Raw genomic sequence first — 13,235 nt, 5'->3', positions numbered from 1 at the left:
TCGCATCTGGCGCTGCCGCCCAACATTTTGGCGCGGTTGCGGAACCGGGTGTCGATCGAGGGCTGGTTCAAGACCACGCAGCACGGCATGATCTTTTCGGCCGGGCAGTTCGGCTATGAGTTCGGCGCCACGGAGCCGGTGTTGTATGTCGGGATCGACGGGCGGCTGCGCGGCCTGTTAGGCGACATCAGAAACAGCAGCGGCAATTGGGTGTACACGCCGATCACCAGCGCAGCCGCGGTCACGGATAACCAGTGGCATCATGTGGTGCTCAACGTGGCGGGCGATCGGCAGAAGCTGTTCCTGGACGGCCAGGCGGTCGGCGAAGTGACCGGCGATTTGTATCCCGCGTACCGCGAGGATGCCTTCGTCGGCAGCGGTGAGCGCGCCACCTCGTGGTCGGCCATCCCTGGTGGCCCGAACATCACCGGCGCTTTCCCCTTCAAGGGCTCGATCGACGAGTTCGCCCTCTACGATGAGCCGCTGACGGATGCGGAGATCCAGGCGCACCACGCGGGCCGGGCCAAGGTGGCCAACAAGCTGTCGAAGGTCGCGCTGCCGTCGGGCCGGGTGTGGGCGGCCAACGTCTACGACACCGCCACGGACCGTCTCAAGACGCACACCGACCGGCATGGCGGCACCTGGCAGATCGGCAAGCCGGACACCGACTGGGTGGAGAAGGTGTCAACCGTCACGGTCACCGACCCGCGCAACGGCACCCTGACCTACGGCTACGACGAGTGGCGCGGCTTGCGGCTCGTCTACGAGAAGGACCAGACGCAGCTTCCGGTCAACTTCGAGTACGACACCGGCGGTTTCTGGGCGAAGGTGACCGACCGCAATGGCAACGTCTTCCGGTGGCACGCCGACAAACGCGGCAACCCGCTCCAGGCCACCTCGTGCCGCACCGCTACCAACTGTCAAAGCGCCTACGCCACGTACTACCTGAACAAGGACGACGAGTTCGATCCGCGCAACGACAGCATGCTCGTGCATCGGGACGCCCGCTCTGCGACCCCAGAGGACAACAGCTACGCCACCAAGTGGGAGTACAACAGCTTCGGCGAGCAGACCAAGGAGACGACCCCGGCCACCCCGGACTTCCCCAACGGCCGCTCCACCGGCGTGACCTACACCGACGGCAGTGAGCCCGCGATCGGCGGCGGCACCACCCCGGCGGGCCTGGCGATCGGCGGCGGCACCACCCCGGCGGGCCTGGCGGCGTCGAAGACCGACGCCCGGGGCAACGCGTGGACCTACCGCTACACCTCGGCCGGGGATCTGGCCGAGCAGACCAACCCGGAGGGGCTGGTCACCAAGCTCGGCTACGACACACTCGGCAGGCTGACCAACTCGACCGAGGTGTCGCAGGCGCACCCGGACGGCGTGAAGACGAGCTTCACCTATGACGGGCTGGGCCGGATGCTGACGCAGACCGAGCCGGGCGTGAAGAACGAGATCAGCGACGTCACGCACACCAAGCGGACCACGTTCGCCTACGACGCGGACGGCAACAAGCTGAGCGAGAAGATCTCCGACCTGACCGGCGGCGACGCCGAACGGGCCACCGTCTACACCTACGACCCGCTCGGCCGGGCGGAGAGCATCACCGACCCGGAGGGCGGCGTGGTCCGCCAAGCATGGAACACTCTCGGCCAGATGATCCGCGTCACCGACGCCCGCGGGGCGGTGGTCGAGCACGGCTACAGCGACCGCGGCCAGCTCGTCTCGCGCACGCTGAAGGGCTGGACCGGCAGCCCGGTCAACCCGCAGCCGGCCAGGGACGTGCCGCTGGAGTCGTTCTCCTACGACCTGGGCGGCCGGCTGGCGGCGCACGTGGACGCGATGGGCCGCAAAACCACCTACACCTACTTCAACGACAACCTGCCCGCCAAGAAGATCGCCGACGACGTCAAGCTGAACGGTTCCACCACCCCTCGCGATGTGGTGCTGGAGGACAACACCTACGACGCCGCGGGAAACCGCACCAAACTCATCACCGGCGGCGGCACAGCAACCACTGAGTTCGTCTACGACGCCGCCACCCGCCTGACCTCGCAGACCTTCGATCCTGGCGCCCTCAACCGCAAGACCGCGTTCGTCTACGACGCCAACGGCAACGTACTCAGATCCACCCTGACCGGCGCCGGCACCCCCCGCGCCGAGGTCACCGAGTCCGCCTACAACAAGGTCAACCAGGCCACCAAGACCACCGTGGAGAACGGCGACCAGGACCTGATCTCCACCTACAGCTACGACGATCGCGGCCTTGTCACCGCCACCACCGACCCGCGCGGCAACGCCAGTGGCGCCACCGCGTCCGACTTCACCTCCACCCTGCGCTACGACCTGCTAGGCCGCCTGATCGAGGTCAAGGCCCCGCAGGTCGCGGTGGACAAGGCAGGCACCTCCACCACCGCCCGCCCATCGGCCCGCTACGGTTACGACACCTTCGATGCGCAGACGCACGAGAGCGATGCCGAGGGCCGCACACTCATCTCGGTCTTCGACAAGGCTGGCAGGCTGACCAGCGAGACTGCCCCCGCCTACACCCCGCCCGGCGGTAGCGCGGTCACCCCTACCACCACGCACGCCTACGATCCGGCCGGTCTGCTGATCCGCACCACCGACCCGCGCGGCAACAGCAGCAGCTACGACTACGACCAGCTCGGCCGTCAGGTCCGCGTCACCGACCCCGCTCCCGAAGGGGAAAGCCCAGGGCGGTGGGTGGCCGAGTACGATCTGGCCGGTGAGCAATTGGCCGGCGTGGACCCAACCGGCGGCCGCATCGAGTCCACCTACGACGACCTCGGCCGCAACATCACCGAAACCCGGGTGGAGCGCAAACCGTCCGCCGCCGCTCACACCACCACGCACACCTACAACGACGCCGGCCATCTGACCAAGTCGGTCGCGCCCGGCAACCGCACCACCACCTACAAGGCGAACGCTGCCGGTGAAGTCACCGAGCAGACCGACCCGGCCACCAACACCACCAAGAGGGCCTACGACCCGGCCGGCCGCCCGATCAAGATCACCAACCCACTGGGCAACGCCAGCGTCGCCGAGTACGACCTAGCCGGCCGCAAGATCGCGATTAAGGATCTGAACGCCGCCGGCACCGTCTTGCGCACCACAAGCGCCGACTACGACCCGGCGGGCAACCAGACCAGCAGCACGTCACCCGAAGGCCACCAAACCCGGTGGAGCTTCGACGCCCTCGACCGGCTCACCGCACTCATCGAACCGGTCAAGGCCGGAGAGTCGATCACCACCAGCTTCGGCTACGACGCCACCGGCGCCCGCACCCGGTTCACCGACGGCCGCGGCCATGCCACCTGGACCAGCTACAACACCTTCGGCCTGGCCGAAACGGTCACCGAACCGGCGACTGCCGCCCACCCGAATGCGGCCGACCGCACCTGGACGCACATCTACGACCAGGCGGGCAACCCGGTGACCGAACTGCAGCCGGGCGGGGTGCGCATCGACCGCACCTTCGACCACCTCGGCCGCCTCACCCGCGAGAGCGGCGGCGGAGGCGGCGCGGCCAGCGCCGAGCGGACCTTCGGCTACGACCTGGCTGGCCGCCGAACCGCAATTGGCGACCTGACCGTCGACTACAACGACCGCGCCCTGCCGCTGACCATCAAGCGCGGTGAGTCGACCCAGACCAGCTACAGCTACGACGGGCTGGGCAATCCCACCCAAAGGGTCGACGCGGCCGGCGCCGCGACCTTCACCTGGGACAACGTCGGCCGCCTGGAGACGGCCATCGACCCGGTCACCACTCGCAAGATCACCTACGGCTACGATGCGGCCAGCCGCCTCACCTCCATGAACGCCGCCATCGGCACCACCGGCAGCGACAGCCAGAGCTTCGCCTACGACGACTTAGACCGCCCGCAGAGCCACACCCTCAAGAGCAGCGCAGGCACCCAACTTGCGAAGATCACCTACGGCTGGGACAAGGACGACAACCTCACCACCAAGACCACCGCGGGTACCACCGGAGCGGGCACCAACACCTACACCTACGACCACGCCGGCCGCCTGACCTCGTGGACCGCCCCTGGCGGCGCCACCACCGCCTACGAATGGGACGCCGCAGGCAACCGCACCAAGGCCGGCACCAAGACCTACACCTACGACGAACGCAACCGGTTCACCTCAGGCGACGGCACCGACTACACCTACACCCCGCGCGGCACCCTAGCCACCGAGACCAAGAACGGCACCACCACCCAGCTCACCTTCGACGCCTTCGACCGGCTCATCGCCGACGGCGACAGCCTCTACAGCTACGACGCCCTCGACCGCTCCACCAGCCGCACCCGCGGCACGACCAAGCAACTGTTCGCCTACTCCGGTCTCGGCAACGACCTGGCCGCCATCACCGACAGCGGCGGAGCCGTCCAGGCCAAGTACGGCCGCGACCCGTTCGGCGGCCTGCTCGGCCAGAAGGAAGGCACCAATCCGGCCCTGGCCACGCTGACCGACCTGCACGGCGACCTGGTCGCCACCTTCTCCAGCAGCGCACTGGCCACCACCACCGCCTATGACCCCTTCGGCACCGTCACCGCTCAGACCGGCGTCAAGACCATCCTTGGCTACCAGGGCGAATACACCGACCCGGACACCGGCAAGGTCAACATGCACGCCCGCTGGTACCAACCGGCCACTGGCGGCTTTGTGTCGCGGGATTCTTGGACCCTCATCCCGCGCCCATCAGTTCAAGCCAACCGATACACCTACGGCAACGCCAGCCCACTTTCTCATGCCGACCCGACAGGGCACGTCCCGGACCCGAGCGGCTGGTGCGATCGAGACCCCATTTACAAGAAGGCTTCATACACCCCAGGTGGAGGCGGTGGAAGCTGTAGCAGCCGCGGCAACAGCACCCCCCACAAAAACACTGGACCCACGACCATATCCAGCACCCCGAATTCGGCACCTCGTCACCCAACCAGCAGAAACAATGGCACCAGGCCAAAGGGCGGGCCCGCACCAAAAGGCGGGCGTCCGACCAAAAATGGCCCCACCTCGAACAACGGACCGAAGAAAAAGAAGAAGCAAAAGCCTAAAATTCCAGGCGGCCGCCCCTACGCGGATTTGAGACCGCCAAAGAAGCGAGATGAACCCGTCGTCCAGGTGATCTACGGCGATCACATTGGAGACATTCAAGGCGTTGCCTACCCCCCCGATGAGAAAGAAACTGAGCCGAGCGCCCCGACAATAATTGCGCCAGGGCCCACGGAGACGGAAGGCCTCCCCCCAGGGGACTCCATAGTTGAGAACCTTGCCAAGCCTGCACAATGGTTTTACGGTTTCACCACAGGTTTACTGGACTCAAGTGCATTCCAGGACGTCTGCGCAGGGATAGCTGGCGTCGATATGGCGAAATATCAGTCATGCTGGCGCAACACTCACTGGGGTAGCGATTCGGATTCGTATATGTCCGGCTATCGTGCCGCGGTGGGCGATCCGAATATCACATCGGGCGTTGTGCCATTCTTCCCCGGGGGAGGCACTGGCCGAGTACGTGTCCCCGGCAACAAGCTCCCCGAAGCGAACCCTCGGGTTAGATCGGGGCCGGATATCCCTTGGTCAAATGGGACGGTATCCAGAGCTGCCAGGGCGATCGACGAGGGCGCGACTAGCATCCACGTTCGATCTCGGGCCGAAGCTGAGGAACTATTTCTTAGGAAATTTCAAGCCGACGGATATAGAAATGCAACAGGCTTCGACGGGGTTGGCACCAGGCGGCACTTCGGGTCCAAGGTGGGAACATACCACTGGGATGATAAACTGGGGGCAGATGGACGCGTTGTTGGACATGGACCCAACAATCCCGATGGCGCCCTCCCGCACCTGCAGATTCATACGTTTGACGGCCCTATAATTCGAATATTCTGGAATGGTCCATGAAGACTGAAATACTTAATAGGCTCACCATGAGCAGAGCGCATGTGTCCGCGAGGCGCAACAGCAGCTCTAAGGACAGTTACTCCTGGGTATGGGTCCTACCGCTTCGCGATGGCCGATTCAGAGTGGCTGCAATCGAGGTCCCAAAACAACTCGTCGATAATGACGCGTCTTTCTTCGAAGAAGACATGGTTACGCCATACCTTAAAATCGTCGATACTGTCGAGCAGGTGGACACGGCTGTGATGGAAGCAGGAGTTGACCCCGAAGATCTCAACGCTCCATGGCATAATGACTTCCCTCTCTGAGTAGACAAATAGGAGAGACGATCACTCGTTCGGCCGCCGCGGCAAATGCACGTTTTTGTTGCTTCTGCAGTCCGACTATTCGAACCCTTATAGGTCGTTCGCGTGGCTCCGAGACGGTGGCTTACGCCTACCATCCAGGCGCCTCCGGCACCACATGAAACGTGGTCGAGACTGTGCTGGAGGCGGGCTATGCAGCGTTCTCCTTCCTGTGGTGTTTTTACTCGGATTTGGATGTCATCCATATATCTCGCATATCGACCACCCTGCCCTTCCTCGTTGAATTCTTCGTCGACTTGGAAGAGCAGGCTGTGTGCAATTTCTCTGGATGCTCCAATGTGTTCTTGTGGGGAGCCCATGAGTGATACTTCCGAGTAGTTTCGGCGCGGCATCACTCTGTCGATGATCTTAACACAAAGTCGTACTACTTCTTTTCCAGGCTGGTCTGAGAGTGCAGGTGCTCTTGTACGGCTCTAGGCGAATGGAAGGATAGAAGTTCGCTATGTCAGATTCTACGAAATATTTCAGCTCGTCGTGGTCCACCATCTGAAGGATTTGTCCTTGTCGAGCAAGCCAGAACCTGAACCAGTCGAAACTGTCACTAGCTCTGCTGGATCGCCTTGCTCCGGTTTGTTGGCGCTCCCCTTATCTGCGCGCCCAACACCCACCCAATTCTGCGCCTGGGCTGTGAGTTCTTTTCATGCCAGCCTAGTTATGGTGCTGTATACAAGCGCATCTCGCGTGGCAAGGAAACGGAGCGGGTGAGAGAGCCCTTCCCTTTTGCCATCCGTACGATCCGGCGCATAATGCCCTAGCTGTAGGTCTTTCGCAAGCGTACTAGCGTATCCAAGCCCCACTCATAGCCTGCATAGTATAGAGGGTCAGGTGCCATATTGAGAGGCTCCGTTGCGAGCCGTGCAACCATCGGAATAACGATGGTGTTGATGCCGAGACCATGTCCAGAGTGGCGTCGTGCTCGGATGACCGCGTTCGTAGAGGTGCTCGGTCAGGAGTGCTGCATGTGACGCGCGCGGCGATCCGTCTAGCGGGCCTGTTTCAGCTCGTGCACGCACTCGGGGCACGCTCGGGGGGTTGTGGATGCGAACGGCATGGACCAGCCCAGGATTGGGAGGGGGCGGACCGGCTCCCCGCGCAGGCCGTCGGTCGTGTCAGCCCGTACGGCATGGTGTATGACATCGCGCCCAGTCCTGTCAATCCCCTGGAACCGTGGAGACGGTCCTATGCCACAGCGGTCCTCAGCAGGACCGATGAGGCTGTTCTCTTCTCGATCATGTGACGCTCGAATGTGATGGGCGCCGAGCCGTCGTTGGCGCTGTGCCGCCTGGTGGTGTTGTACAAGTCCGCGATCCGGGTGGCGATCTTCAGACCGGCCTCGGCCCGGGTGCGGAAGCGGTGACGGTGGACTATTCGACCTTGAGGGTGCTGTTGAGTGCCTCGGCGGCTGCATTGTCGAGCGCGCAGCCAACCCGGCCCATCGACTGCACCACGCCCAGGCGCCGGCACAGCTCCTGGTAGCGGGCCGCCGTGTACTCCGAGCCGCGGTCCGAATGGAAGATCACCCCGTCCACGTCGCCGCCGCGAGTGGCCGCCGCCATCTGCAGGGAGGCGCAGGTCAATGCGGCGTCGTGGTGGGCGGACATGGCGTAGCCAAGCAGCCGGCGGGAGAACAGGTCCTCGACGATGGCCAGGTAGAGCTTGCCCTCGTCGGTGTCGATCGCGGTCACATCGCAGCACCACAGCACGTCCGGAGCGGGCGCGGTGAACTTGCGCCGAACCAGGTCCGGGGCCGCGGGCCGTATGCCCTGGCGGGTCAACGACCGCGGTTTCCTCCGCACCCGGCCAGCAAGTCCGAGCTCGGCCATCCGCGCCGCCACTGTGTTCTCCGACACTCGCCAACCCGCCTCATGCAGGTCACGCGTGATCCGCGGCGAGCCATAGGTGCCACCCGACGCCTCGAACAGGCGGGCGATCTCCGCGTCCAGGTCGGCCCGCCGGCGCTGGCGTGCCGTGGACGCTTCCCGGCCGATGCGGCTCTTCCACTTGTAGAACCAGGACTGCGACACCCCTAATGCCCGGCAGGAGATGACGTGGTCGATGCCGTGCTCGGTCTTCTGGGAGCTGATGAAGGCCGCCACGTTTACCGGCCCATCGCCTCTTTGACCCACAAGACCACCGAACGCTTGAGCACTGTGAGACTGGAGAGGCACTGCCCGACAAGCCAGGGTCTGACCCAGCTTGAGACTGGCCACCGTGCCTTGGTGATGACCTGTCGCCCTGGCCCGGGCGGTGCCGCCGGACCAGGCGCGGATGTGTCCCCATAGTGGCCTCGCCATGTGCATCATCACAGTCCTGACCTCCTCGCCCGGCCGGTGACCATCACATTCCGAGCCTGTGAGGAGATCCGTGATCTGCCCCGCCCACGACCACACCGTCCCTGCCGACGCCGACGTTCATGAGGAGATCGTCCTCGGCGTGGACACTCACAACGACGTGCACGTCGCAGCAGTGATCACCGTCATGGGCGTGCTCATCGGCACCCAGGCATTCCCGGCCACCGCCGACGGGTATGCCGCGCTACTGGACTGGGCGCGCGGACACGGCCGGCTGCGACGAGCTGGAGTCGAAGGCACCAGCTCGCACGGCACCGCGCTCAACCGCTTCCTGCGCCGCCACGACATGCAGATCCTGGAGATCACCGACCCGATCGGGCCCGGCGACGGCGGCGCGGCAAGAGCGACGCCATCGACGCCGAGAACGCCGCACGAGCCCTGCTGTCGCAGGAGGCCACTGCCATCGCCAAGACCGGTGACGGCGCCGTCGAGATGATCCGCATGCTCAAAGTCGCCAAGGATTCGGCGGTCAAGGCTCGCACGCAAGCCATCAACCAGCTGCGGGCCGTCCTTATGCGCGCCGACCCGACGCTGCGCGATGCGCTCGCTGGTCTTGGGCCGACCACACTCATCCGCACCTGCGCAGACCTGCCCGAGGATGAGCATCGCACCATCGACGACGCGGCCCGCACCGTGCTGCGCATGCTCGCCCGCCGGATCCTGGCCCTGACCGAAGAAGCTCGTGCTCACGAACGCACACTGGCCGCGATCATCACCGAACGCGCGCCGCGACTGTTGCAGCGGCACGGGATCGGGCCGGACACCGCCGCCGCGCTGCTCATCACCGCCGGCGACAACCCCGACCGGCTCCGGAGCGAAGCGGCCTTCGCCGCCCTGTGTGGCGTCAACCCGATCGAGGCATCCTCCGGCAAAACCGTCCGGCACCGGCTCTACCGCGGTGGCGACCGGCGCAGCAACAGCGCCCTCTACACGATCGTCTTGACCCGCCTCGGCCGCGACGCGCGCACCCGCGCCTACGCCGAACGCCGCACCACCGAGGGCAAATCCAAGAAAGAGATCATCCGCTGCCTCAAGCGCTACGTCGCCCGCGAAGTCTTCCCAATCATCATCGAAGCACTCTCACCTGCGGATACCTCGTCCGCTGCGGCTTGACAAACATAGGGGCGTCGTCACGCTCGTCTTCCAGCTCGGCGCGTTCCTTCTCCCAGGCCGCTTTTTCTTCGGCGTGCTGCTTGACCAGCGCGGCCTTCTCCCGCCGCAGCCGGGCCAGCTCTTCCTGCTCGGATTCCTCCAGCGTTCCACTCCCGTCGCTGCCGCCGCCGTTGTACTGCTTGGCGAGCCGATCCATCTGCACCCAATTGTGCAGCGTGTACGGGCTGATCCCCAGATCCCGCGCCACCTGAGCCACCGGCTTGCCGGTCTCCTTGACGATACGCAGCGCCCCGGCCCGGAACTCCGGATCAAAGCGCCGCCGCGTGACTCCTGCCACGACCAAACCTCTCCCGGTTCGGTCTCCATGCTACGAGGGGAAGCTCACCACCGAGACGGTAGGCGAACGCATGATCTCCTCAGCCGTGCCATCCGCATGGCTCAGCGTCGTGACAAGGTGTTCCGCAACGTGGCCGAACTGGTGGACACGCCACAAGGCCAGACGGGACGTCCCAGCAAGAGCCTCACCCTGGAACAGGCCGTCACCCTCCTCAGGGTGGCTCAGCAACCGGAATGGCGCCTCGGCGCGTACGTGTGGCTGTGCCTGCTCTCCGGCATCCGCACGGAGGAAGCCAGAGCGCTCACCTGGGATGCGATCGATCTGGACCAGGGAATCGTGTACGTCCTGCGTGCCGACAGGCACAAGGAGAGACCAAGACGACCAAGTCTCGGCGCGGCTTCGGGGTCGCCAAGCTGGCCGTTGGCGCTCTCGCCGCTCACAAGGCAAGGCAGGCTGCCGAACGTCTTGCGGCGGGTGAGGCGTGGCAGGACAACAACCTGGTGTTCTGCCACGAAGGCGGATCGCCCTTCGATGCGGCTCAGGTCCGCTACGGCTTCCAGAAGATCGCCAAAGCGGCCGGACTCGGCGATGGCTGGGTACCCCGCGAACTGCGCCACACCTTCGTGTCGCTCATGAGCAACCACGGGGGAGTGGCCATCGAGAAGATCTCCGATCTGGTCGGCCACTCCAGTACGGCGATCATCGAAATCATCTACCGCCACGAGCTGAGGCCCGTGATCAGGGACGGCGCTCAAGCCATGGACAAGATCATCGTATTCAAGTCCGCCTAGCGTGGCTCCCCGATTGGCTCCCCCTAACGCACAATCCCCTGCTGAACTGCGGTTACCCGTTACATGGTGGGTACCGCGGGCGGATGGGTTGTACGTTATGGCCAGCCGCGCCGGTGGCCTTGTGCATCTTGGCGCAGGTCGCCCCTCTCATGGGTGGCATAACGTCGTGACTATGGACGTGCGTACCTTCTGGCTCGCCGGACGCCCAGCCACCGGCGACCGCGAGTTCACCGTGACCAATCCTCACGACGGTCGCGAGGTCGGCCGGCATTCGGTGCCGACCGACGCGCAGGTGGAGGAGGCCGTGGCCGCCGCCGACGCGGTCGCCCGGCAGGCCGCCGCGCTGCCCGTGCACGTGCGCGCCGAAGCCCTGGCCCACGTCTCGCGCCGGCTGGCGGAGCGGGCCGGGGAGCTGGCCGAGCTGATCACGGCGGAGAACGGCAAGCCCATCCTGTGGGCGCGGGGCGAGGTGACCCGGGCCATCGCGACGTTCCGCTTCGCCGCCGAGGAGACCCGCCGCTGGTCGGGCGAGGTGCAGCGGCTCGACACCGAGCCCACCGGCGCCGGTCGCCTGGCCTATCTCTCGCGCGTGCCGTACGGGCCGGTCCTGGCGATCACTCCGTTCAACTTCCCGCTGAACCTGGTCGCCCACAAGGTCGCCCCGGCCGTCGCCGTCGGCGCGCCGGTCGTCGTCAAGCCCGCGCCCGCCACGCCGCTCACCGCGCTCCTGCTGGGTGAGCTTCTGGCCGAGACCGACCTGCCCGCCGGGATGTTCTCGGTGCTGCCGGTCGAGAACGAGCGCGCGAGCCGCCTGGTCCACGACCCGCGGCTGCCCGTCGTGTCGTTCACCGGCTCGGCCCCGGTCGGCTACGCCATCGCGGACGAGATCCCGCGCAAGCACGTGACGCTGGAGCTGGGCGGCAACGCCGCCGCGGTCGTGCTGGCCGACGCCGACCTCGACTGGGCCGCGTCCCGCGTCGCCCTCTACTCCAACTACCAGGCCGGGCAGAGCTGCATCGCCGTGCAGCGGGTGATCGTCGAGCAGCCCGTGTACGACGACTTCGTCGAGCGCCTGCTGCCGGCCGTCGGCGCGCTCGTCACCGGTGACCCGTCGGACGAGAAGACCCAGGTCGGCCCGCTGGTCTCGGAAGCGGCGGCCGAGCGGGTCGAGCAATGGATCGAGGAGGCCGTGCGGGCCGGCGCCCGCGTGCTCGCGGGCGGCACCCGGGAGGGGGCGACGATCACCCCCACCGTCCTCACCGACGTCCCCGCGGACGCCAAGGTCGCCCGCGAGGAGGTCTTCGGCCCCGTGATGATCCTCCAGCCCGCCGCGTCGGCGGACGAGGCCTACGCGATGGTCAACGACTCCAGGTACGGGCTGCAGGCCGGGGTGTTCACGCGCTCGCTGGACGCCGCCTTCCGGGCCAACCGGGAGCTGGAGGTCGGCGGCCTGATCATCGGGGACGTGCCGTCGTACCGGGCCGACCAGATGCCGTACGGCGGGGTGAAGGACTCCGGCATCGGGCGTGAGGGGCTCGCCTCGGCCATGCGGGACCTCACGTACGAGAAGACCATGGTGATCACCGGGCTCACCCTCTGAGGCGCGTCAGGCCCGCTCCGCCGCGCCGAAGAGGGCCTTGACGGCGTCGCCGAAGTAGGGGCCGTACATGGTGCGGTGGTCGTCGCTGTACTTGAAGCTGCTCAGCGAGGTCAGCGTGCCCGTGCCGGTGGCGTGGTCGAACCCCGACAGCCACGGGCCGCCGCTGGAGCCCGCCGTCATGTCGCAGCCCAGACCCTGGTCGCGGGTCTCGCCGTGGGGGTCGTCGCGCAGCCGCCCGGCGCAGTAGACCAGGTGCTCCCCGTTGTACGGCGGGTCGGCGGGGAAGCCGAAGCCGAAGGCGTGGCCCCCGCGCGCGGGGTTGAAGGCGATGTCCTGGGTGCCCGCCACGTCCGCCACGTGCCGGCCCGACCAGGTGGTCAGCGCCACCATGCCCACGTCGTAGCTGTCGTCGGCCGATCGCGCCCACGGCCCGGCGACGAACATGCGGCGCGCCGCGTATCTGCCGAACGGGTGGCCGCCGCCCTCCCGGTAGCCCGGCACGAACGTCCAGTTGTCGGCCCATTGGCCGGCGCCGTCCTTGACGCAGTGCCCGGCCGTGACCACCACGTCGCGGTTGGCGCTCTTGACCGTGCTCGCGGAGCAGACGAAGTCGACCCCCTTCAGCGTCATGAACACGCGGCCGGTCGTCCTGGTCACCGCGCCGCCGGTCATCCAGCGTGAGCCGTACGTCGTCCGCTGCGGCGTGGCCGGCCGCCGGCCCGACGCCTGGCGCTGCGGGGCGGCGGCCCGGCG

The 13,235-nt window shown here is 66.3% G+C and carries 10 protein-coding genes; 7 read left to right on the top strand and 3 right to left on the bottom strand.

The genetic code is table 11. The features are described from left to right. The first annotated feature begins 6 nt into the window (after positions 1-6). The 3 genes from DQW85_RS00250 to DQW85_RS00240 all read left to right on the top strand — a co-directional run bounded on the left by DQW85_RS00250 (position 7) and on the right by DQW85_RS00240 (position 6,595). On the top strand, positions 7-5,928 hold the full coding sequence (locus DQW85_RS00250; protein ID WP_338043348.1) for an RHS repeat-associated core domain-containing protein: 5,922 nt from the start codon (positions 7-9) through the stop codon (positions 5,926-5,928). A gap of 122 nt (positions 5,929-6,050) precedes the next feature. Next, positions 6,051-6,233: a hypothetical protein gene (locus DQW85_RS43935; RefSeq protein WP_162794608.1), complete on the top strand. Its 183-nt coding sequence runs from the start codon at positions 6,051-6,053 to the stop codon at positions 6,231-6,233. A 161-nt stretch (positions 6,234-6,394) separates the two neighbouring features. Beyond that, positions 6,395-6,595, top strand: a complete 201-nt coding sequence (locus DQW85_RS00240; protein ID WP_113698476.1) for a hypothetical protein — start codon at positions 6,395-6,397, stop codon at positions 6,593-6,595. A 1,059-nt stretch (positions 6,596-7,654) separates the two neighbouring features. Here the strand turns inward: DQW85_RS00240 and DQW85_RS00235 are convergent. Further along, a complete protein-coding gene (locus DQW85_RS00235; protein WP_162794607.1) occupies positions 7,655-8,386 on the bottom strand; it encodes an IS3 family transposase in 732 nt (243 codons plus the stop codon). 268 nt (positions 8,387-8,654) lie between these two features. Here DQW85_RS00235 and DQW85_RS45445 point away from each other — a divergent pair, with 268 nt between their 5' ends. Further along, a complete protein-coding gene (locus DQW85_RS45445; RefSeq protein ID WP_205314751.1) occupies positions 8,655-9,077 on the top strand; it encodes an IS110 family transposase in 423 nt (140 codons plus the stop codon). Next, positions 8,993-9,754, top strand: coding sequence for a transposase (locus DQW85_RS45440; RefSeq protein ID WP_240196825.1), 762 nt, complete (start codon positions 8,993-8,995; stop codon positions 9,752-9,754). Before DQW85_RS45445 ends, DQW85_RS45440 begins: the two co-directional genes overlap by 85 nt. On the opposite strand, the gene DQW85_RS00225 is transcribed toward DQW85_RS45440, so the two are convergent. After that, complete coding sequence (locus tag DQW85_RS00225; protein WP_162794606.1) at positions 9,708-10,091, bottom strand: transposase; 384 nt, start codon at positions 10,089-10,091, stop codon at positions 9,708-9,710. The two genes, DQW85_RS45440 and DQW85_RS00225, sit on opposite strands and share 47 nt — an antisense overlap. A 233-nt stretch (positions 10,092-10,324) precedes the next feature. Between DQW85_RS00225 and DQW85_RS00215 the strand changes: the two genes are divergently transcribed. Next, the gene (locus tag DQW85_RS00215; protein ID WP_205314749.1) at positions 10,325-10,882 is read left to right on the top strand and encodes a site-specific integrase; all 558 of its coding nucleotides are present in this window, start codon (positions 10,325-10,327) and stop codon (positions 10,880-10,882) included. A 172-nt stretch (positions 10,883-11,054) separates the two neighbouring features. Next, positions 11,055-12,482 (top strand): aldehyde dehydrogenase family protein, encoded by a 1,428-nt coding sequence (locus DQW85_RS00210; RefSeq protein WP_113698472.1) that lies wholly within the window; start codon positions 11,055-11,057, stop codon positions 12,480-12,482. A 6-nt stretch (positions 12,483-12,488) separates the two neighbouring features. Here DQW85_RS00210 and DQW85_RS00205 read toward each other — a convergent pair. Further along, positions 12,489-13,235: trypsin-like serine peptidase (locus tag DQW85_RS00205; RefSeq protein WP_113698471.1), on the bottom strand; the 747-nt coding region annotated here is incomplete at its 5' end.

Source organism: Nonomuraea lactucae (assembly GCF_003313395.1).
Taxonomy (GTDB): Bacteria; Actinomycetota; Actinomycetes; order Streptosporangiales; family Streptosporangiaceae; genus Nonomuraea; species Nonomuraea lactucae.
Note: the sequence above shows the minus strand (reverse complement) of the source record. Positions and strands in the feature narration are given on the sequence as shown.

What these genes read in the sequence shown, in the direction of transcription:
- DQW85_RS00215 (WP_205314749.1), top strand. Translation starts at nt 10,325, where the DNA reads ATGGCGCCTCGGCGCGTACGTGTGGCTGTGCCTGCTCTCCGGCATCCG.
- DQW85_RS00210 (WP_113698472.1), top strand. Translation starts at nt 11,055, where the DNA reads ATGGACGTGCGTACCTTCTGGCTCGCCGGACGCCCAGCCACCGGCGAC.